The following is a 20,716-nucleotide window of genomic DNA, read 5'->3' as shown; positions in this document are numbered from 1 at the left end:
CCTTACGGCACACAGTTGGTCTGGCGATCTTCGGCGACGATTTCATGCTTGGCGTTATACAGGCGGGCTTCGGGGGTGAACGCCATGGAGCGCGCTTGCAGCAGATAACGTTGGCCGGCCTCGAAATGGTCATATTTGATGATCATGTAGCACAGCCTTTCCGTTGAACCGCCGAACATGTCAGTGCCGCCACTGGGCACTTCGAAATCGAAGCGGACGGTCAATTCGTGGCTACCGGGGGCCACCTCAAAATATCGCCCGTCTCTCATTCGCTGGCCGTCCAGCCGCTCGGCCATCAGCAATTTGTCATTGGGAAATGGCGTGGAAAAATCGACCCACGCCTTTTGTGGATTGGCCGCGGGCATCGGCGCCGAACAACCGGTAACCGCGATTGCACTGAGCAACAGCATCAACCTGCGCATGATGAATGTCCTGAATACCGAGTATTCAGAATAGCGCCGATCAGGTGCGTTGGCAGCCTGCCGGTGTGCCTTGGCCAATCACCCTTCGCTGCTGATCGTATAGCTTGGCCCAAGGCCGAAAACCGATATTCCCCGCCTGTAACTGATAGCGCTCCCCGGCGTTGAATTCGCTGAATTTCACGTTCATCTGACAATCACGCCACAGCGGCTTGGCGTCCGGGCCGATATTGGTCGGCTGCACGGGAAACTGATAACGAACCCTCAACTCGTGACTACCGGGCTGCACCTGGAAGTAGCGTTTATCGGTAGTCGCCTTGTTATCCACCCCCAGCGCCAGCAGCGCCGTATCTTCCTGATGGGATTCCAGATCAATCCAGGCTTGCGTCGGATCATGATGAGGCAAGCCGAACCCGGCACAACCGGCCAGCGTCAGCAGGCCTCCCGTGAGCATCAATTTGCGCATAGCGGAGCTCCAGTCAGGCGGGATAGTCTTGCGAGCAGACTTTCCAGGGATTTTTTATTTTGATGAGGCCGTGTCCAAGCCTTGGGTTACTTGATCGCGTTTTGCGCGTTTTGTTTCCGGCTGCTTTGCTTTTGTTACTCAACGGTTGTTCCACCGTCAGCTACTACAGCCAATTGGTCAGTGGCCAGGTGCAATTGTTGCGGGCCAGGGAGCCGGTTTCCGAGGTCATCGCCGACGACCATCGGGATGAGAAACTGCGCGCTCACCTGGCCCAATCGCAAAAAGCCAGGACCTTCGCCAGCCAGCAGCTGCATCTGCCGGACAACCAGAGCTACCGGTTCTACGTGGATATTGGCCGGCCCTATGTGGTCTGGAACGTGTTCGTCACCCCGGAATTTTCCCTGAAGCCCCAGAACCATTGCTTCCCGATCGCCGGCTGCGTGGCCTATCGCGGCTACTACAGCCAGAGTGCCGCGCGGGGTGAAGCGGCGCTGCAACGCCTGCAGGGCATGGATGTGACCATCGGTGGCGTCGAGGCCTATTCGACCCTGGGCTGGTTCAACGATCCGATCATGAGTTCGATGATGAACTGGGGCGATGAGCGCCTGGCCACGCTGATTTTTCATGAGCTGGCGCATCAGCGTGTTTATGTGAAGGACGACACCGAGTTCAACGAGTCGTTTGCCACGTTCGTCGAGCAGGAAGGCACCCGCCAATGGCGTGCTTATCGCGGGTTGCCGCCGGACAACGGTGACCAGGCGAAGCGGCGAGACCAGTTCACCCAGCTGGTCCTGGACACCCGTTCCCGACTGGAACAGCTGTACACCCTGCCACTGCCACCCGACCAGATGCGCCAGCGCAAGGCGGCGGAGTTCGAGCGCCTGCGCGGCGAGTACCGGCAACTGCGCGATAGCCAATGGGCCGGCGACAAACGTTATGACGCGTGGATCAATGCGCCGATGAACAATGCGCGGCTTCTGCCCTTTGGGCTTTATGACCAATGGGTACCGGCGTTTGCGGCGTTGTTCAGGCAGATGGATGGGGATTGGGTGAGGTTTTATGCGGCAGCGCAAAAGCTTGGGGCATTGTCGGCAGATAAGCGCAAGGAAGAACTGAAAGTACTGTCGGAATCAAAGAGTACCAATGGCTGACAGGCCGTCATCGCGAGCAGGCTCGCTCCCACATCAGGTTTGTGAACATAAGTCCATTGTGGGAGCGAGCCTGCTCGCGATAGCGATTTAACTACCGCCGCAAAAACGCCTGATGCATCTCCTCCAGCGTTTCGAAATGCCAGGCCGGCGCTTCAGCGCTGAGTTCTTCCCGACTGCCAAACCCGTAGCCCACCGCCGCCGCATCCAGCCCGTTGCTGCGCGCGCCGATAAGGTCGTGTTTGCGGTCGCCGATCATCAGGGTGTCAGTCGGGTCCAGGCCTTCTTCGGCCATCAAATGGGCAATCAGCTCGACCTTGTTGGTACGGGTGCCATCCAGTTCGCTGCCGTAGATCACTTTGAAGTGCTTGGCGAAGTCGAAATGACGGGCGATTTCCCGGGCGAAGACCCATGGCTTGGACGTCGCGATGTACAGCTGCCGACCTTGCCCGCCAAGGGTTTCCAGCAGTGGCATGACACCGTCGAACACGCGGTTTTCGTAAAGGCCCGTAACCTTGAAGCGTTCACGGTAGAAATTCACCGCTTCCCAGGCCTTGGCCTCGTCAAAGTCGTAGAACTGCATGAAGGCCTGCAACAACGGCGGCCCGATGAAGTGTTCGAGTTTGGTCAGGTCGGGCTCTTCGATGCCCAGCTTGCTCAAGGCGAACTGAATCGAACGGGTGATGCCTTCACGCGGGTCGGTCAGGGTGCCATCGAGGTCGAACAGAATGGTTTGGTAATGCATGTTGAATCCTGAATAAGTGCGTCGAAGTCAGGCCTGGTCGTAGCCTTCGGCCAGATGCAGGTCCTTGAGCTTCACGTAGTTCGCCGCGCTGTAGGTGAAAAATGCCTGTTCCTTGTCCGTCAGCGGCCGGATCTGCTTCACCGGGCTGCCCACGTACAGAAAACCGCTTTCCAGGCGCTTGCCCGGTGGCACCAGGCTGCCGGCGCCGATGATCACATCATCGGCGACCACCGCACCGTCCATGACGATGCTGCCCATGCCGATCAACACCCGGCTGCCCACGGTGCAGCCATGCAGCATGACTTTATGGGCGATGGTCACATCATCACCGATCAGCAGCGGGAAACCATCGGGGTTGAACGGCCCGGCGTGGGTGATGTGCAGCACGCAACCGTCCTGCACGCTGGTGCGCGCACCTATGCGGATGCGGTGCATGTCGCCACGAATCACCGTCAATGGCCAGACCGAGCTGTCTTCGCCGATTTCGACGTCGCCGATCACCACGGCCGAGCGGTCGACAAAAGCGCCTTTGCCGAGCAACGGCGTGTGGTTCTGGTACTTGCGAAGGTTCACGATAGGGTTTCTCTCTGTCGCTGATAGCTGCGGTGAACGTCGATTGTAATTAAGATGGCTGCATGTTTCTTCCAGCCAAGGTGTCAACCGTGAGCGTGAACAACCCTCTTTTGCAGTCCTACGACCTGCCGCCGTTCTCCGCGATCCGTGCCGAACATGTGCAACCGGCCATTGAACAGATCCTGGCTGACAACCGCGCCGCCATTATCGAGATCCTCAAGACCCAGGGCAAACAACCGACCTGGGCCGGCCTGGTGCTGGCGATGGACGAACTCAATGATCGCCTGGGCGCTGCGTGGAGCCCGGTCAGCCACCTGAATGCCGTGTGCAACAGCGCCGAGTTGCGCGAAGCTTATGAATCCTGCCTGCCGGCCCTGAGCGCCTACTCCACCGAGATGGGCCAGAACCGCGAGCTGTTCCAGGCCTATGAAGCCCTGGCCAGCAGCCCGGAAGCCGCCGGTTTCGACGTGGCGCAGAAAACCATCCTGGAACATGCCCTGCGCGATTTCCGCCTGTCGGGTATCGACCTGCCGGAAGCCGAACAGAAGCGTTACGCCGAAGTGCAAAGCAAGCTGTCCGAGCTGGGTAGCCGCTTCTCCAACCAGTTGCTGGACGCGACCCAGGCCTGGACCAAACACATCACCGATGAAGCAGCCCTCACCGGCCTGACCGACTCGGCCAAGGCGCAAATGGCTGCCGCGGCCCAGGCCAAAGACCTCGACGGCTGGCTGATCACCCTGGAATTCCCCAGCTACTACGCGGTGATGACCTACGCCCAGGATCGTGCGCTGCGCGAGGAAGTCTACGCCGCCTACTGCACCCGCGCGTCGGATCAAGGCCCGAATGCCGGTCAGAACGACAACGGCCCGGTCATGGAGGAAATCCTCGACCTGCGTCAGGAGCTTGCCAAGCTGCTGGGCTTCAGCAGTTTCTCCGAGCTGAGCCTGGCGACCAAAATGGCCGAATCCAGCGATCAGGTGCTGAGTTTCCTGCGCGACCTGGCCAAGCGCAGCAAGCCGTTCGCCGCTCAGGACCTGCAACAGCTCAAGGCTTACGCTGCCGAACAGGGCTGCCCGGACCTGCAAAGCTGGGACAGCGGTTTCTACGGCGAAAAACTCCGTGAACAACGTTACAGCGTTGCCCAGGAAGCCCTGCGTGCCTACTTCCCGATCGATAAAGTACTGGGCGGCCTGTTCGCCATCGTCCAGCGCCTTTATGGCATCGAGATCGCCGAGCAAAAAGGTTTCGACACCTGGCACCCGGATGTCCGCCTGTTCGAAATCAAGGAAAACGGCCAGCACGTCGGCCGCTTCTTCTTCGACCTCTATGCCCGCGCCAACAAGCGCGGCGGCGCCTGGATGGACGGCGCCCGCGACCGTCGTCGCACCGCGCAAGGCGCACTGCAAAGCCCGGTGGCCAACCTGGTGTGCAACTTCACCCCGGCCGACAGCGGCAAGCCCGCGCTGCTGACCCACGACGAAGTCACCACCCTGTTCCACGAGTTCGGCCACGGCCTGCATCACCTGCTGACCCGTGTCGAACATGCCGGCGTCTCCGGCATCAACGGCGTGGCCTGGGATGCGGTCGAACTGCCGAGCCAGTTCATGGAGAACTGGTGCTGGGAGCCGGAAGGCCTGGCCCTGATTTCCGGTCACTACGAAACCGGTGAGCCTCTGCCTCAGGACCTGCTGCAAAAAATGCTCGCGGCGAAAAACTTCCAGTCCGGCCTGATGATGGTGCGCCAGCTGGAGTTCTCGCTGTTCGACTTTGAACTGCACGCCACCCACGGCGACGGCCGCAGCGTGCTGCAAGTGCTCGAAGGTGTACGCGACGAGGTGTCGGTGATGCGTCCACCGGCCTACAACCGTTTCCCCAACAGCTTCGCGCACATTTTCGCCGGCGGTTATGCGGCCGGTTACTACAGCTACAAATGGGCCGAAGTGCTGTCGGCCGATGCGTTCTCGAAGTTCGAGGAAGAAGGCGTGCTCAACGCCGACACCGGTCGCGCGTTCCGCGAGGCGATCCTGGCGCGTGGTGGCTCCCAGGAGCCGATGGTGCTGTTCGTCGACTTCCGTGGCCGTGAGCCGTCGATTGACGCACTCTTGCGCCACAGCGGCCTGAGCGAAGGCGCCGCAGCATGAGTGAGAGTACTGTGATTACCAAACGACGCTTTATCGCCGGCGCGGTGTGCCCGGCCTGCAGCGAGCCGGACAAACTGATGATGTGGAGCGAAGACAGCGTGCCCCATCGCGAGTGCGTGGCCTGCGGTTACTCCGACACGCTGAATGAACAAGGTTTGTCCGTGCCCAAGGAATTGGGCACGCGGGTCAATACACCTGCGGTGAAAGTGGCGGATGCCAAGGTTCAGGCGGTGCAGTTTTTCCCGAACCCGAAGCTGAAAAAGAAGCCTGACGAACAGCAGTAATCCGTCAGAACCACCTTCCACTGCGCAATGCAGTGGAAGGTGTCATTACTGCGCTGTCATTACTGCACGTGGGCCGACTGGAACCAGCTCTTCATTGAACACGCCGCGAACGGGCTGGTGCTGCAATCGCCTTTGACCAACGCCGTGCGAAGCTTTTCGACATCGGCCTGCATCATGTAACGCACACCATCCTTGAAGTGACCGTTGTCACCAAAGCCACCCCGGGTCATCTCGCTCAGCGCCTCTTCCTTGCTCCACCCCTGCACCACAACCCGATACATCGCCGCCATCAGGCCAGTCCGGTCAGAGCCGTGCTTGCAATGCATCAGCACCGGGCCTTTGGTTTCGGCCTCCTGAATGGCACGCAGCGCCTTGAGTACATCGGCGTCATCCACATGGTTGGTGCGATAAGGCAATTGCACCTGGTTGATGCCAGGGTTGGACAACCAGCGCGAATCCGATTCGGGCAAAAAGTTGATGACGGTGGCGACCTTGAGCTTTTCCAGCAATGGCACCGCGGCACTGTCCGGCAGCGCGCTTCGGTAGAGCGTTGGCGACATCTGGAACAGGTTGTATTGCGCTTCGACGGGCTGCGCCCACTCCGCTGGACGGGTCACCGTGGCGTCGTCGGCATGGACCACAGACAGATTGAAAAACGCAAACAGTGACAGCAGTAACGCCGCAGATGAAAGACGCGGTAAGCGCATGCTCGGACGACCCTGGCAAATGTGGATGAGTGAGTACAGTTTCACGGTTTGCTGGTTAAGGGCCTGTGAGGTGACTGTCAAAGAATCGTGAATTTCTGGATTCCTAATCTGTGCTTATTTGAAAAACATATCCATCAAATGCAAGAACGGCACGAAGTGTTCGTGCCGTTCTTATGTTCCAGCTTATGCAGTTTCATTCACTTGAAAGTGCACGGTACTTTTGGTGAATCAGGGATTAATGATCTTCGTATAAGCCTTCGCCAACCCCACCAATACCGCCTTGTCCTGCAAGTCGATAACGCCATCGGCGTCCACATCGGTGTTGGCCCTTATCGTAAAGGTGACGCCGCCATCGTTCGACACGGCCTCGCGCAAGGTCGAGTCGAGCAAGGTACTGGTGACATCACGGTTTACCGGGTCGTAGCCTTCTTCCTTGAGTGCGAATTGCATGGAAACCCTGACTTCCTTTGGATTGTTAACAGTAGGGCGTAATAACTGCAGAAACACACCGCGCTGATTGTAAGTCGACATTATTTAAATCCTTTTAATAATGAGTGCACGACCAATTCGTGCGTTGAAAAGAGTAACGATGAAATAACAGAACACTACGAGTCTTATGTTTCCCGTCGTGACATGAGCGCAATCGCAAATGCCTCGGGTGCCGAACGGCACTGGCCTGTCTGCCGAACCTCGGATACTGTATGCGCATACAGTTAAAGGATCGCTCCGATGGCTACCCCACTGCCTCCTCGCGGTCGCGGCACCGCGACCAATCCGCACAACCGCTTCGCCCCCAACCGCTCGGTGGCCGAGGACGACGGCTGGTATCAGGAAGTGCCGATGACCCAGGGCACCGAGGTGCAAATCGAGACGGCGAAGACCATCATCACCCGCAACAACTCGCCGGACCTGCCCTTCGATCGCTCGATCAATCCTTACCGTGGTTGCGAGCATGGCTGCATTTACTGTTATGCGCGCCCCAGCCATGCCTATTGGGACATGTCGCCAGGGCTGGATTTCGAAACCAGGCTGATCGCCAAGACCAACGCCGTGGACGTGCTCGAACAACAGCTGTCCAAACGCGGTTATCAATGCGCGCCGATCAACCTCGGCTCCAATACCGATCCTTATCAACCGATCGAACGCGAATACAAACTCACCCGGCAAACCCTCGAAGTGCTGCTGCGATACCGCCATCCGGTGACCATCGTCACCAAGGGTTCGCTGATTCTGCGTGATCTGGATTTGCTCACCGAACTGGCCCGGCACAGGCTGGTGGCGGTGATGATCAGCCTGACCAGCCTCAATGACGAACTCAAACGCATCCTCGAACCTCGCGCCGCGGCGCCAAAGGCCCGGCTGCGGGCGATCCGGGTCATGCGCGACGCGGGGATCCCGGTGGGTGTGCTGTGCTCACCGATGATTCCAATGATCAACGACAGTGAGCTCGAAAGCCTGCTCACCGAAGCCCATGCCGCCGGAGCGCAAAGCGCCGCCTACATGATGCTGCGCCTGCCGCTGGAAGTGGCTCCGCTATTTGAAGAATGGCTGGCGGCCCACTACCCGCAACGGGCCGCGCACGTGCTGAGCCTGATTCGCCAGAGCCGGGGCGGTGAACTGTACGACAGTCGCTTTGGTGCGCGGATGCGTGGCGAAGGCCCGTTTGCCGACTTGCTGGCGCAACGTTTTGCCAAGACCATCAAGCGCCTGGGACTCAATCAACGGGAAGGTTTCAATCTGGACTGCGACGCCTTCTGTCCGCCCGGTCGCCAAATGTCACTGATTTGAGGACAATTGGCCTATGTTTGAGTACGGGGGAACAGGCGCCATCGCTAGGCTGGTCACGTTTTTTGTGACCTGGAACACACGTTCTAGAGCCTTTGATTCAGTTTGAGTTAAGATTCGGCCGCTACCTTGTTCATCGAGTGACTGACGGGTCGAGATCCATGACCTGGATGTTTTTTAACCAGCCACTGGCTTCACGCCGGACAAACGGGACAATTCCCTGAGCCCGCCAAAGAGGATGAATCATGAGTGACAAGGATAAACAGCCGTTGGCTGCGTCGGCCTCCACCCAGCCCGAGGTGGAAACCGCCGATGCAGCGTTGAAGCATATCGTTGACGGCTTTTTGCATTTTCATCATGAGGTCTTTCCGCAGCAGGAAGAGCTCTTCAAGAAACTCGCCACGGCCCAAACGCCTCGGGCGATGTTCATTACCTGCGCTGACTCGCGCATCGTTCCCGAACTTATCACCCACAGCTCTCCCGGCGATCTGTTCGTCACCCGTAACGTCGGCAACGTCGTCCCGCCTTACGGGCAGATGAATGGCGGCGTTTCCACGGCCATCGAGTACGCGGTACTGGCACTGGGCGTGCAGCACATCATCATTTGCGGCCATTCCGATTGCGGTGCGATGCGGGCAGTGCTCAACCCTCACACCCTGGAAAAAATGCCCACGGTCAAAGCCTGGCTGCAGCATGCGGAAGTGGCGAAAACCATGGTGCACGACAACTGCAACTGCGCCGACGAAAACGAGACCATGCATGTCCTCACCGAGGAAAATGTCATCGCTCAACTGCAACACTTGCGCACCCACCCCTCGGTAGCCTCGCGCATCGCGAACGGTCAACTGTTCATCCACGGCTGGGTCTACGACATCGAATCCAGCAAGATCAAAGCCTACGACGCGGATCAGGGTCGTTTCCTGCCGCTTGATGGCAGCCTGCCGATTCCGATGGCGACGCCCAAAGCGCGCTTCTAAGTCCTCCTAAAAAATCCGTGTGGTTTGATGCCGGCCGCTGATTCAGCGGTCCGGCCTTGCCACGCCTGAAGAAAACTTCGGGAGAATCACCATGCGTGCTGCTCAACTCAAAGCTGTTCTGCCACGGGAGCTGCTGGCTTCGGTGGTTGTGTTTCTGGTCGCCCTGCCCTTGTGCATGGGCATTGCCATCGCCTCGGGGCTGCCCCCTGCCAAAGGCCTGATCACCGGGATCATCGGTGGCCTGGTCGTGGGCTGGCTGGCGGGTTCTCCGTTGCAAGTCAGCGGCCCGGCGGCGGGTCTGGCGGTGCTGGTGTTCGAACTGGTGCGCCAGCATGGTGTGGCCATGCTCGGGCCGATCCTGCTCCTGGCCGGCTTTCTGCAATTGCTGGCCGGGCGATTCAAGCTCGGCTGCTGGTTCCGGGTGACGGCGCCTGCGGTGGTGTACGGCATGCTCGCCGGGATTGGCGTGCTGATCGTGCTATCACAGGTGCATGTGATGCTCGACGCCGCGCCGAAGCCCTCTGGCCTGGATAACCTCACGGCCTTCCCCGGTGCAGTGGCCCAGGCGCTGCCGTCGTTTGGCTGGCAGGCCGGACTGCTGGGGCTGTCGACCATCGCCGTGATGTGGCTATGGGAAAAACTGCGTCCGCATTCGCTGCGCTTCATTCCCGGGGCGTTGCTCGGGGTGGGCCTGGCGACGATCGCCAGTCTGCTTCTGGCATTGCCGGTGAAACGGGTCGAAGTTCCAGCCAATCTGGCGCAAGCCATCGATTGGCTCAAACCGGCCGATCTGCTCAACCTGGCCGATCCCGCCCTGCTGATCGCCGCTTTCGCCGTGGCCTTCATCGCCAGCGCTGAAACCCTGCTCTCCGCAGCGGCCGTGGATCGCATGCACAGCGGTCAGCGTGCGGACTTCGACCGTGAACTGTCGGCGCAAGGGGTGGGCAACATGCTGTGCGGGATGCTCGGCGCTTTGCCGATGACCGGAGTCATCGTGCGCAGCTCGGCCAACGTGCAGGCCGGCGCCACGACCCGCTACTCGACGATCTTCCACAGCCTGTGGCTGCTGGGGTTCGTGTTGCTGCTGTCGAGCGTGTTGCAAAGCATTCCGGTGGCGAGCCTCGCGGGCGTATTGGTCTACACCGGTTTCAAACTGGTGGATCTCAAGGCCTTCCGCGGTTTGGGTCGCTATGGCCGGATGCCGATGTTCACTTACGCCGCGACGGCATTGGCGATCATCTTCACCGACTTGCTGACCGGCGTTCTGATCGGTTTCGGCCTGACCCTGGTGAAACTGGCGCTGAAGGCTTCACGGTTGAAAATCAGCCTGATCGACTTGCCCCAGGCCGGTGAAATGGAACTGCGTCTGACGGGCGCGGCAACCTTCCTCAAAGTACCGGCGCTGACCCAGGTGCTGGGCAGCATTCCCCCAGGTGCAACAGTGCACGTGCCGCTCAATAACCTGAGCTACATCGATCACTCGTGCCTGGAGTTGCTGGAGGAATGGGGTCGGGCGAATGCGGCCAAGGGCTCGAAGCTGTTGATCGAATCGCGAGGGTTGAAGCGCAGGCTGGAGGGGCGGGTGCGGACTAACATCGGTATCGGCGCGGCGGGCTAAGTCTCCTTGTGGGAGCGAGCCTGCTCGCGATGAACGATAACGCGGTCTGCCTGACAAATCGCGTCGTCTGAATCGCGAGCAGGCTCGCTCCCACAGGTTCAGAGGTAGATCAAGCCACGGTCTGATCCAGCTCCAGGCCCACGCCCAAACGGCGGGACATGCACGGCCAGCGCTTCCACGCCGCACCGGTGTCCGGGCTGCTGAGTTTCTCGCGGTAGGCCTCTACCGACTCCAGCGCAAAGCTGTCGTCGTTGAGCATCTCGTCCACGGCGTGATGCACCGCCTCGTCCAGTTGGTTGGCAAATTCCTCACCGATCAATTGGTGCGCAATCAAATTGGCGACCGTCATGTCCAGGGGGATCAATGGCTGGCCGAAATGCTTGATGTACAGGTCGTTGACCTCTTCGACGAATCGGTGCGCCAGATAAGCTTCATCCAGCAGGCTGTCGAGCCCCACGTGGCCGGCCATGATGGCTGGCGGCTGGAGGAAATACTGCTCGGCAATTTTCAGCACCGGTTTGATCTGCGACTCGATACCCGCTTCCCTAGCGACTTCATTGGCTGCTTCCAGCAGATCAGGCACTTCGTCGATGTAGGCGGCGACAAAACGCGTCAGCACGCCGTTGGCATCGGCTTCCGGCAATTGGATCGCCGGGTGTAGATGAGGCAGTTTGCTTTCCAGTTGACGGGTCAGCAGGCCGGTTTCGGCTTCGTGTTGTTGGGCTTTTTGGATCTGCTCGCGCAATGCGGCGGTGTTCATGAAAACTCCAGGAAACAAGGCAATGAAATAGGGAAGACATAACTTAGCTGGCTTACGAAAAATGCTAAGACGCATTTGTCATAATTGTTTCATCCTTGAGACGCCCCCGTTATATCGGTTTGCCACCACTCGTCTGCATCCTTCTCCTATCTTGGCCTGCAAAGCAAGTTAATGCTGTTTCAGATGATTTACGCCTTCACATTGCGAGGTGAGAGTCGCTGTCTATACTCGCTCATGAATGGAGTTAGCTGATGACGCCCGACTGCAACTGCAGCAAGGCCCGGCAATTCAAGTTCGTAGTCTGATGCAGCCGCTCCCTTGCCGCAGGTGAAAGCCGGCGGGATAACAAGAACGATAAGGGGAACCCGCAATGATGCGACATCCACATGTCTGGATGGGCCTCCTGTTGTGGTCGATTTTCAGCCCGGCGCAAGCGGCCTGGACTGTGAATATGGCGCCTGGAGCGACTGAAATCAGTCACGCTGTATTTGACCTGCACATGACCATTTTCTGGATCTGTGTAGTGATCGGCATCATCGTCTTCGGCGCCATGTTCTGGTCGATGATTCTGCATCGCCGCTCGACCGGGCAGGTCGCCGCAAAATTTCATGAAAGTACAACCGTCGAAATCCTCTGGACCGTCGTGCCCTTTGTGATTCTGGTGGTCATGGCCATTCCCGCGACTGCGACCCTGATCAAGATGTACGACGCCAGTGAGCCGGATATCGATATCCAGGTCACTGGCTATCAGTGGAAGTGGCACTACAAATACCTGGGCCAGGACGTCGAGTTCTTCAGCAACCTGACTACCCCCGCCGATCAGATCCACAACAAGGAAACCAAGGGCGAGCACTACTTGCTCGAGGTCGACAAGCCACTGGTGCTGCCTGTTGGCGCCAAAGTGCGATTCCTCGTGACGTCCGCGGACGTGATCCACTCCTGGTGGGTCCCGGCTTTCGCGGTCAAGCGCGATGCGATCCCCGGGTTCGTCAACGAAGCCTGGACCCGCATCGAAAAACCCGGCCTCTACCGTGGCCAGTGCGCCGAGCTGTGCGGCAAGGATCACGGGTTCATGCCGATCGTGGTCGACGTCAAGGAAAAGACCGACTACGAAAAATGGCTGGCCGATCGCAAGGCTGAAGCCGCGCAACTCAAAGAGCTGACCAGCAAGGAATGGACGCTCGACGAGCTCAAGGATCGTGGCGACAAGGTCTATCACACCACCTGCGTGGCCTGTCACCAGGCTGAAGGCCAGGGCCTGCCGCCGATGTTCCCGGCACTCAAGGGCTCGAAAATCGCCACCGGACCGAAAGAAGCCCACCTGAGCCTGGTCTTCCACGGCAAGCCCGGCACCGCCATGGCGGCGTTCGGCAAGCAGTTGTCGGAAGTCGATATCGCGGCCGTCGTGACCTACGAACGTAACGCCTGGGGCAACAACAAGGGCGACATGGTCACGCCGAAAGAAGTGCTGGAGCTGAAACAGGCGGAAAGCAAATGACCCGGTCCATTGCGCACACAAGCAACCGGTCGGGGCTACGCGCCCCGGCCCGCCCAGCCCATTCGTTGACAGGAGACAGGCCATGAGCGCCGTCATCGATGACCATGGTCATGCCGACCACGCCCACGGCCCCGCCAAAGGCCTGATGCGCTGGGTGCTGACCACCAACCACAAGGATATCGGCACGCTGTACCTGTGGTTTGCATTCTGCATGTTCCTGCTCGGCGGCTCGTTCGCGATGGTGATTCGCGCCGAGCTGTTCCAGCCCGGGCTGCAAATCGTCCAGCCGGAATTCTTCAATCAGATGACCACCATGCACGGCCTGGTGATGGTCTTCGGTGCGGTGATGCCAGCCTTCGTCGGCCTAGCCAACTGGATGGTGCCGCTGATGATCGGTGCGCCGGACATGGCCCTGCCACGCATGAACAACTTCAGCTTCTGGCTGTTGCCGGCAGCCTTCCTGCTGTTGGTGTCGACGCTGTTCATGCCCGGAGGCGGTCCCAACTTCGGCTGGACCTTCTACGCCCCCCTGTCGACCACCTATGCGCCGGAAAGCGTGACCTTCTTCATTTTCGCCATCCACATGATGGGGATCAGTTCGATCATGGGGGCGATCAACGTGATCGCCACCATCCTCAACCTGCGTGCCCCCGGCATGACGCTGATGAAAATGCCGCTGTTCGTCTGGACCTGGCTGATCACCGCGTTCCTGCTGATCGCGGTAATGCCGGTGCTGGCCGGGTGCGTGACGATGATGCTGATGGACATCCACTTCCACACCAGCTTCTTCAGCGCGGCCGGTGGCGGTGACCCCGTACTGTTCCAGCACGTGTTCTGGTTCTTCGGCCACCCCGAGGTGTACATCATGATCCTGCCGGCCTTCGGCGCCGTCAGCTCGATCATCCCGGCGTTCTCGCGCAAGCCGCTGTTCGGCTACACCTCAATGGTCTACGCCACGGCGAGCATCGCGTTCCTGTCGTTCATCGTCTGGGCGCACCACATGTTCGTGGTGGGCATTCCGCTGGTGGGCGAGCTGTTCTTCATGTACGCCACCATGCTGATCGCGGTGCCGACCGGGGTGAAGGTGTTCAACTGGGCCAGCACCATGTGGCAGGGCTCGCTGACGTTCGAGACGCCGATGCTGTTCGCGGTGGCGTTCGTGATCCTGTTCTCCATCGGCGGTTTCTCCGGCCTGATGCTGGCCATCGCCCCGGCGGACTTCCAGTACCAGGACACTTACTTCGTGGTCGCGCACTTCCACTACGTACTGGTACCTGGGGCGATCTTCGGCATCTTCGCCTCGGCGTACTACTGGCTGCCGAAATGGACCGGCCACATGTACGACGAAACCCTCGGCAAGCTGCATTTCTGGCTGTCGTTCATCGGCATGAACATGGCCTTCTTCCCGATGCACTTCGTAGGGCTGGCGGGCATGCCGCGACGGATTCCGGACTACAACCTGCAATTCGCCGACTTCAACATGGTGTCGTCGATCGGCGCGTTCCTGTTCGGCTCCACGCAGATCTTCTTCCTGTTCATCGTGATCAAGACCATCCGCGGCGGCGAGCCTGCACCGGCCAAGCCCTGGGATGGGGCTGAAGGTCTGGAGTGGAGCATTCCGTCACCGGCGCCTTACCACACCTTTACTACGCCGCCGGAAGTGAAATGAACACCTTGGCTGTCGCCACCCCTGTAGGAGCGAGCATGCTCGCGAAAAACCCGAGAGCGCCGTGGGGTTTCAGGCCCCCAGCGTCATCGTTAACGACCATCGCGAGCATGCTCGCTCCTACAGGGTTTGGCGCGGAGATCTGAAATCATGGCTGACTCGATTTCACTGAAAAAACTCGTCACCCGCCTGTTGCTGGTGGTGGTGGCGATGTTTGTCTTCGGGTTTGCCCTGGTGCCGATCTACGACGTGATGTGCAAGGCGTTCGGCATCAACGGCAAGACTGCCGGGCAGTACGAGGGCGAGCAGACGGTGGACGCTTCGCGGCAGGTCCGCGTGCAGTTCCTGTCGACCAACTCCGCCGACATGCCCTGGGATTTCTACCCCAAGGGCGAAGAGTTGACGACCAACCCGGGGGCAGTGAACGAGATGATCTTCATCGCACACAACCCCACCGATCGCCCGATGAGTGCTCAGGCCGTGCCGAGCATCGCACCGAGCGCTGCGGCGGCGTACTTCCACAAGACCGAATGCTTCTGCTTTACCCAGCAAGTGCTGCAGCCCGGTGAACGAATAGAAATGCCGGTGCGTTTCATTGTTGACCGTGACATGCCCAAGGATGTGAAGCATTTGACGCTGTCCTACACGCTGTTCGATATCACCGCCCGACATCCACCGGTCGCAGTAAACACTGGCGGTTGAGCGTGCCCGATAAGGAGAACAATAAATGGCAACTCATGAGCACTATTACGTTCCGGCCCAGAGCAAATGGCCGATCATCGCCACCGTCGGGATGTTCGTCACCATGTTCGGCCTGGGCACCTGGTTCAACGATCTGAAGGCCGCGCGGCCGGAATCCCACGGTCCGCTGATCTTTTTCGTTGGCGGCCTGATGCTGGCCTACATCCTGTTCGGCTGGTTCGGCACGGTGATCAAGGAAAGCCGCAGCGGGTTGTACAGCGCGCAGATGGACCGCTCGTTCCGCTGGGGCATGAGCTGGTTCATTTTCTCGGAGGTCATGTTCTTCATCGCCTTCTTCGGCGCCCTGTTTTATGTGCGCCACATTGCCGGGCCCGCGCTTGGCGGTGAAGGCACCAAGGGCATTGCCCATATGCTGTGGCCGAACTTCCAGTGGACCTGGCCGCTGCTGGACAACCCCGACTCCAAACTCTTCCCGCCGCCCAAGGAAGTCATCAGCCCCTGGGGCCTGCCGCTGCTCAACACCGTGTTGCTGGTCAGCTCCAGCGTCACCGTGACCATCGCCCACCACGCCTTGAAAAAAGGCCATCGCGGCGCGTTGAAACTGTGGCTGGCGATCACCGTGCTGCTGGGCTGCGCGTTCCTCGGCTTCCAGGCCGAAGAATACATGCACGCCTACCGCGAACTGGGCCTGACCCTGGGCTCGGGCATCTACGGCGCCACGTTCTTCATGCTCACCGGGTTCCACGGCGCCCACGTGACCATCGGCACCATCATCCTGTTCGTGATGTTGATGCGGATCATGCGCGGGCACTTCGACAACGAGCATCAGTTCGGCTTCGAGGCGGCGAGTTGGTATTGGCACTTCGTGGACGTGGTGTGGATCGGGTTGTTCGTTTTCGTTTACGTGCTGTAGGAGCGAGCTTGCTCGCTCCTACAGTTACCACGGCGCGTGAGAGACAAGCTGGCCGCTGAAAAAACCCCAGGCAATCAAGCCCACGGTAACGGCGGCCAGGGCAACACGGACACTCAAGGCAATGACGAGGCGGTTCGAACGGCTGTCGTCCTTGACCAGAAAAAACAGGCCGCTGAACAGGCTGACAACCGTGGCAATCAGCATCAGGACGATAGCTGCTTTGAGCATGGGGAAACTCCGGGGGACAAGCGATGCATTTGAGTATAGCTATCGCGCTGACCGACTTTCTGGCCACGCCATGAAGCGCTTTCGGCCGGGCATTGTGCCGACGCTGGTGGTCGCCCTTTTGCTGCCGCTCCTGGTGTCGCTCGGGTTCTGGCAATTGAGCCGGGGCGCGGAGAAAAGCGCGCTGCTGCAAAGCTACGCCGAACGCCGGGCCGCCGAGCCGATGGCCAGCACCGAACTGCAACACAGCGCAGACCCGGCTTTCCGTCGAGTACGCCTGCACGGCCAATTCGACGCCGCCCACAGCCTGTTGCTGGATAACCGCCAGCGTGGCGGCAAGGTCGGGGTCGAGTTGCTGCAACCGTTTCAGGATCAGGCAACGGGGTTATGGCTGCTGGTCAATCGCGGCTGGCTACCCTGGCCGGACCGCCGTACCCCGCCGCAATTCACCACACCCACTGAAGTCCTGAGCCTCGACGCCTGGGTCTACGTATCCCCCGGTGCAGCCTTCCAGCTTCACGCCGACCCGAGCACCAGCACCTGGCCAAAACTGCTGACGGCAGTTGATCCGAAAGCACTCTGGACCGCCCTGGACCGCGACGGCTTTACCTACGAATTACGCGCAGAAACCGGCCCCGCGACTTACCAGGCCGATTGGCCGGTGGTCGCCATGGGCCCGGAAAAACATATCGCTTATGCCGTGCAGTGGTTCGCCATGTCGATCGCCCTGCTCGGCCTTTATCTGTACCTCGGCTGGCACAACGCAAAGGAGAAACACCATGGGAGCGGCCATGAATCCACCCAGCATGTCTGAGGCCAAAACGCCGGCGACCCGGCGCAAGGGACGCATCCAACTGCTGCTGATCCTGCTCGGGGTGATCGGCCCGATGATCCTCGCCACCGGCATGTACAAATTGCAGTTCTGGGTGCCGGAGGGCCGCAGCTATCACGGCGAGCTGATCGGCAACGGCCAGTCCCGCGCCGACCTTGGCGTGCAAGCCGATGAGCAGCGCTGGCAGCTGTTGGTGACCGCGCCGCAGGAGTGCGCCGTGGACTGTCAGCAACTGGTGTATCTGGCCCGGCAGATTCAGATCGGCCTGGGCAAGGATGCCTCGCGCGCCAGCCACGCCATCGCCACGGCCCAGCCACTGAGCGGCGACTACGACGCCAAGCTGACCCGCGAGTACCCACAGTTGCAGCGTTATCCGCTGGATTTGGGCACGTACCGCAAAACCTCGACGGAGCAGACCCTGCCGCACCTGTGGATCGTCGACCCCCACGGCAACCTGGTGCTGCGCTACGACCCCTCGGTCAAGGGCAAGGACCTGCTCAACGACCTGCGCCACCTGCTGAAACTGTCGAACATCGGATAAGGGCATCGTCATGGCCAAACCTGGATTTCGCCTCGCGCTGTTTGCCACCCTGCTGGCGCTGATTGTGGTGTTGCTCGGCGCCTACACCCGCCTGACCCATGCTGGCCTGGGCTGTCCGGACTGGCCCGGCTGCTACGGCTTCATCAGCGTGCCGAAAAGCGAAGCCCAGCTGGCCCATGCCGAACTGCATTTCCCGGAGGCACCGGTGGAAGCCCACAAGGGCTGGAACGAGATGATCCATCGCTACTTCGCCGGCACCCTCGGCCTGCTGATTTCCGTGTTGGCCGGTCGCGCCTGGGTGCATCGGCGGCATCCGGGGCAACCGGTGAAGCTGCCGTTGTTTCTGCTGGGGGTGGTGTTCGCCCAGGCAGCCTTCGGCATGTGGACGGTGACGCTCAAACTCTGGCCGCAGGTGGTGACCGGGCATTTGCTCGGTGGATTCGCCACCTTGAGTCTTTTGTTCCTGCTGACGTTGCGGCTGTCCGGGGTGCTGCCGGCGCTGACGGTGCCACGCCGCTTGCAGTACTGGGCCACCGCCGGGCTGTTGCTGGTGATCGGGCAGATCGCCCTCGGCGGCTGGGTCAGCTCCAACTATGCCGCCGTGGCGTGCATCGACTTCCCCACCTGCCACGGCCAATGGCTGCCCCCGGCCGACTTCGCCAACGGCTTCCACCTGACCCAACACATCGGCCCGAATTACCTCGGCGGCCAGCTGGACAGCGATGCCCGCACGGCGATTCACCTGACCCATCGCATCGGTGCATTGCTGGTGACGCTGGTGCTGCTGGGCCTTGCCTGGCAGCTGAAAGTCGTCGGCATGACGCGGCTTGCGGGGTTGGTGCTGGTCGCGTTGACCGCGCAGATCACCCTGGGCATCAGCAACGTGCTGTTTCATCTGCCGCTGCCCGTGGCCGTGGCGCACAACGCCGGCGGCGCGGCGCTGCTGCTGACGATGGTGCTGGTCAATTATCACGCGCGAACCAGCCTGGTGCGGGTCACGCAGCCGACACGCTGGCGCTTGCGCCCGCGTAAACATTCAGCCGGGCCCATAACAATAAAAGGAGAGATGCCATGGCGATTCTGATTGGCGAGCGCCCCAGCCAGGCGATCTGGCGGGACTACCTGGAGCTGACCAAGCCCAAGGTGGTGGTGCTGATGCTCATCACCTCGCTGGTCGGGATGTTCCTGGCAACCCGCGCCGGCGTGCCCTGGACCGTGCTGGTGTTCGGCAACCTGGGCATCGCCTTGTGTGCCGGGGGTGCGGCGGCGGTGAACCATGTGGTGGATCGGCGAATCGATGCGGTGATGGCCCGCACCCACAAGCGGCCATTGGCCGAAGGGCGGGTTTCACCGGCGGCGGCACTGACGTTCGCCCTGGTGCTGGCGGTGCTGGGCCAGGCGTTGCTGCTGGCGTTCACCAACACACTGACGGCATGGCTGACCCTGGCGTCCCTGCTCGGTTACGCGGTGATCTACACCGGCTTCCTGAAACGCGCGACACCACAGAACATCGTCATCGGCGGCCTCGCCGGCGCCGCCCCGCCACTGCTCGGCTGGACTGCCGCCACCGGCCACGTCAGCGCCGAACCGCTGTTGCTGGTGTTGATCATCTTCGCCTGGACCCCACCGCATTTCTGGGCGCTGGCGATCCATCGCAAAGAGGAATACGCCAAGGCCGACATCCCGATGCTGCCGGTCACCCACGGCGAGCATTACACCAAGGTGCACATCCTGCTTTACACCGGCGCGCTGCTGGCCGTGAGCATGATGCCCTACGCGATCCACATGAGCGGCCTGCTCTACCTGATTTGTGCCGCCGGCCTTGGCGCAAGGTTTCTGCAATGGGCCGTGGTGCTGTACCGTGGCACTCGGCCGCACGCGGCGATCAACACCTTCAAGTACTCTATTTATTACTTGTTCCTGCTGTTTATCGCCCTGCTCGTAGACCACTACCTGATGTTGAACCTATGACTCGTACCCAGAAAACCGTCTTCATCCTTGTCGCCCTGATTGCACTGGTCCTGGGCCTGACCATCAACAAAGTGCTCTCGGGCAAAGGCCAGGGCGACCCGACGGCATTGATCGATGCCGGCATCATCCTGCTGCCGCAAAGCCGCAATCTGCCGGATGTGAGCATGACCGACCAGGACGGCAAGCCGGTGGCGATCAACGAGCTCAAGGGCAAGTGGAGCCTGCTGTTCTTCGGCTACACCTTCTGCCCGGACATCTGCCCGACCACCCTCGCCCAGCTACGCCAGATCAAGAGCGAACTGCCGCCGGAGGCTGTGGACAAGTTGCAGATCATCCTGGTCAGCGTCGACCCCAATCGCGACACGCCCAAGCAGCTCAAGCAGTACCTGGGCTACTTCGATCCGCAGTTCATCGGACTGACACCTGCTTCCACCGATGAACTGCAGAAAGTCGCCAATGCGGTGAGCATTCCGTTCATTCCAGCCGATACCAGCAAGCCGAACTACACGGTGGATCACAGCGGTAACCTCGCGGTGATCGGCCCGGACGGGACGCAGCGCGGATTTATCCGGGCACCGTTGAACAACGTGAAGCTGGTGGCGCAGTTGCCGGTGATGCTCAAACGGCCGTAAAAACACCGCCGAACCTGTGGGAGCGGGCTTGCCCGCGATGAGGCCCGCACATCCGGCATATTTGTTGTCTGACACACCGCCATCGCGAGCAAGCTCGCTCCCACAGGGTCCGT

General features: G+C 60.3%; 23 protein-coding genes. 15 read left to right on the top strand and 8 right to left on the bottom strand.

Annotated elements, in window-relative coordinates:
- Positions 1–2 precede the first annotated feature (2 nt).
- Together ABTV29_RS00445 and ABTV29_RS00440 are read right to left on the bottom strand one after the other, a co-directional pair.
- Positions 3–422, bottom strand: coding sequence for a hypothetical protein (locus ABTV29_RS00445; protein ID WP_433772089.1), 420 nt, complete (start codon positions 420–422; stop codon positions 3–5).
- Positions 423–462: 40 nt separating this feature from the next.
- Positions 463–885 carry a hypothetical protein gene (locus ABTV29_RS00440; protein WP_433768323.1) on the bottom strand — a complete coding sequence of 141 codons (423 nt, stop codon included), beginning with the start codon at positions 883–885 and terminating at the stop codon, positions 463–465.
- Between the two features lie 59 nt (positions 886–944).
- On the opposite strand from ABTV29_RS00440, the gene ABTV29_RS00435 reads away from it, so the two are divergent.
- Positions 945–2,036 carry an aminopeptidase gene (locus ABTV29_RS00435; RefSeq protein ID WP_433768322.1) on the top strand — a complete coding sequence of 364 codons (1,092 nt, stop codon included), beginning with the start codon at positions 945–947 and terminating at the stop codon, positions 2,034–2,036.
- A 91-nt stretch (positions 2,037–2,127) separates the two neighbouring features.
- Here the strand turns inward: ABTV29_RS00435 and ABTV29_RS00430 are convergent, their stop codons facing one another.
- On the bottom strand, positions 2,128–2,778 hold the full coding sequence (locus ABTV29_RS00430) for an HAD family hydrolase (RefSeq protein ID WP_433768321.1): 651 nt from the start codon (positions 2,776–2,778) through the stop codon (positions 2,128–2,130).
- A gap of 27 nt (positions 2,779–2,805) precedes the next feature.
- The gene (locus tag ABTV29_RS00425; protein ID WP_433768320.1) at positions 2,806–3,351 is read right to left on the bottom strand and encodes a gamma carbonic anhydrase family protein; all 546 of its coding nucleotides are present in this window, start codon (positions 3,349–3,351) and stop codon (positions 2,806–2,808) included.
- Positions 3,352–3,440: 89 nt separating this feature from the next.
- Here ABTV29_RS00425 and prlC point away from each other — a divergent pair, with 89 nt between their 5' ends.
- Together prlC and ABTV29_RS00415 are read left to right on the top strand one after the other, a co-directional pair.
- Positions 3,441–5,492, top strand: a complete 2,052-nt coding sequence (gene prlC, locus ABTV29_RS00420) for an oligopeptidase A (RefSeq protein ID WP_433768319.1) — start codon at positions 3,441–3,443, stop codon at positions 5,490–5,492.
- Complete coding sequence (locus tag ABTV29_RS00415) at positions 5,489–5,776, top strand: YheV family putative zinc ribbon protein (protein ID WP_433768318.1); 288 nt, start codon at positions 5,489–5,491, stop codon at positions 5,774–5,776. The genes prlC and ABTV29_RS00415 overlap by 4 nt, the downstream gene beginning before the upstream one ends.
- A gap of 59 nt (positions 5,777–5,835) precedes the next feature.
- On the opposite strand, the gene ABTV29_RS00410 is transcribed toward ABTV29_RS00415, so the two are convergent.
- Together ABTV29_RS00410 and ABTV29_RS00405 are read right to left on the bottom strand one after the other, a co-directional pair.
- Entirely contained in the window at positions 5,836–6,483 is a 648-nt protein-coding gene (locus ABTV29_RS00410) for a dual specificity protein phosphatase family protein (RefSeq protein WP_433768317.1), read from the bottom strand.
- Between the two features lie 228 nt (positions 6,484–6,711).
- Positions 6,712–7,014, bottom strand: a complete 303-nt coding sequence (locus ABTV29_RS00405) for a hypothetical protein (RefSeq protein ID WP_433768316.1) — start codon at positions 7,012–7,014, stop codon at positions 6,712–6,714.
- Between the two features lie 198 nt (positions 7,015–7,212).
- Between ABTV29_RS00405 and ABTV29_RS00400 the strand changes: the two genes are divergently transcribed.
- The 3 genes from ABTV29_RS00400 to ABTV29_RS00390 all read left to right on the top strand — a co-directional run bounded on the left by ABTV29_RS00400 (position 7,213) and on the right by ABTV29_RS00390 (position 10,863).
- Positions 7,213–8,271 carry a PA0069 family radical SAM protein gene (locus ABTV29_RS00400; RefSeq protein WP_433768315.1) on the top strand — a complete coding sequence of 353 codons (1,059 nt, stop codon included), beginning with the start codon at positions 7,213–7,215 and terminating at the stop codon, positions 8,269–8,271.
- Positions 8,272–8,513: 242 nt separating this feature from the next.
- Positions 8,514–9,245, top strand: coding sequence for a carbonic anhydrase (locus tag ABTV29_RS00395; protein WP_433768314.1), 732 nt, complete (start codon positions 8,514–8,516; stop codon positions 9,243–9,245).
- Between the two features lie 91 nt (positions 9,246–9,336).
- Positions 9,337–10,863, top strand: coding sequence for a SulP family inorganic anion transporter (locus ABTV29_RS00390; RefSeq protein ID WP_433768313.1), 1,527 nt, complete (start codon positions 9,337–9,339; stop codon positions 10,861–10,863).
- A gap of 109 nt (positions 10,864–10,972) precedes the next feature.
- On the opposite strand, the gene ABTV29_RS00385 is transcribed toward ABTV29_RS00390, so the two are convergent.
- Positions 10,973–11,623, bottom strand: coding sequence for a hypothetical protein (locus ABTV29_RS00385; RefSeq protein WP_077046261.1), 651 nt, complete (start codon positions 11,621–11,623; stop codon positions 10,973–10,975).
- A 370-nt stretch (positions 11,624–11,993) separates the two neighbouring features.
- Between ABTV29_RS00385 and coxB the strand changes: the two genes are divergently transcribed.
- The 4 genes from coxB (at position 11,994) to ABTV29_RS00365 (ending at position 16,402) form a co-directional block, all read left to right on the top strand.
- Complete coding sequence (coxB, locus tag ABTV29_RS00380; RefSeq protein WP_433768312.1) at positions 11,994–13,121, top strand: cytochrome c oxidase subunit II; 1,128 nt, start codon at positions 11,994–11,996, stop codon at positions 13,119–13,121.
- 82 nt (positions 13,122–13,203) lie between these two features.
- On the top strand, positions 13,204–14,790 hold the full coding sequence (gene ctaD / locus ABTV29_RS00375) for a cytochrome c oxidase subunit I (RefSeq protein WP_433768311.1): 1,587 nt from the start codon (positions 13,204–13,206) through the stop codon (positions 14,788–14,790).
- Positions 14,791–14,937: 147 nt separating this feature from the next.
- On the top strand, positions 14,938–15,489 hold the full coding sequence (locus ABTV29_RS00370) for a cytochrome c oxidase assembly protein (RefSeq protein WP_433768310.1): 552 nt from the start codon (positions 14,938–14,940) through the stop codon (positions 15,487–15,489).
- A gap of 25 nt (positions 15,490–15,514) precedes the next feature.
- Positions 15,515–16,402, top strand: coding sequence for a cytochrome c oxidase subunit 3 (locus ABTV29_RS00365; RefSeq protein ID WP_433768309.1), 888 nt, complete (start codon positions 15,515–15,517; stop codon positions 16,400–16,402).
- 24 nt (positions 16,403–16,426) lie between these two features.
- Here ABTV29_RS00365 and ABTV29_RS00360 read toward each other — a convergent pair whose 3' ends face one another.
- Positions 16,427–16,630, bottom strand: coding sequence for a twin transmembrane helix small protein (locus ABTV29_RS00360; RefSeq protein WP_110965572.1), 204 nt, complete (start codon positions 16,628–16,630; stop codon positions 16,427–16,429).
- Between the two features lie 70 nt (positions 16,631–16,700).
- Between ABTV29_RS00360 and ABTV29_RS00355 the strand changes: the two genes are divergently transcribed.
- Genes ABTV29_RS00355 through ABTV29_RS00335 form a run of 5 tightly spaced genes read left to right on the top strand, consistent with a single transcriptional unit; the run spans position 16,701 to position 20,603 of the window.
- Positions 16,701–17,441 (top strand): SURF1 family protein, encoded by a 741-nt coding sequence (locus ABTV29_RS00355; protein ID WP_433768308.1) that lies wholly within the window; start codon positions 16,701–16,703, stop codon positions 17,439–17,441.
- On the top strand, positions 17,407–18,000 hold the full coding sequence (locus ABTV29_RS00350; RefSeq protein ID WP_433768307.1) for a hypothetical protein: 594 nt from the start codon (positions 17,407–17,409) through the stop codon (positions 17,998–18,000). Before ABTV29_RS00355 ends, ABTV29_RS00350 begins: the two co-directional genes overlap by 35 nt.
- 10 nt (positions 18,001–18,010) lie before the next feature.
- Positions 18,011–19,084: a COX15/CtaA family protein gene (locus tag ABTV29_RS00345; RefSeq protein ID WP_433768306.1), complete on the top strand. Its 1,074-nt coding sequence runs from the start codon at positions 18,011–18,013 to the stop codon at positions 19,082–19,084.
- Positions 19,072–19,971, top strand: a complete 900-nt coding sequence (gene cyoE, locus ABTV29_RS00340; RefSeq protein ID WP_433768305.1) for a heme o synthase — start codon at positions 19,072–19,074, stop codon at positions 19,969–19,971. Before ABTV29_RS00345 ends, cyoE begins: the two co-directional genes overlap by 13 nt.
- Positions 19,968–20,603: an SCO family protein gene (locus ABTV29_RS00335; RefSeq protein ID WP_433768304.1), complete on the top strand. Its 636-nt coding sequence runs from the start codon at positions 19,968–19,970 to the stop codon at positions 20,601–20,603. The genes cyoE and ABTV29_RS00335 overlap by 4 nt, the downstream gene beginning before the upstream one ends.
- Positions 20,604–20,716: the final 113 nt, after the last annotated feature.

Origin of the sequence: Pseudomonas putida, from assembly GCF_050989985.1 — a bacterium.
Lineage (GTDB): Bacteria > Pseudomonadota > Gammaproteobacteria > Pseudomonadales > Pseudomonadaceae > Aquipseudomonas > Aquipseudomonas putida_AI.
Note: the sequence above shows the minus strand (reverse complement) of the source record. Positions and strands in the feature narration are given on the sequence as shown.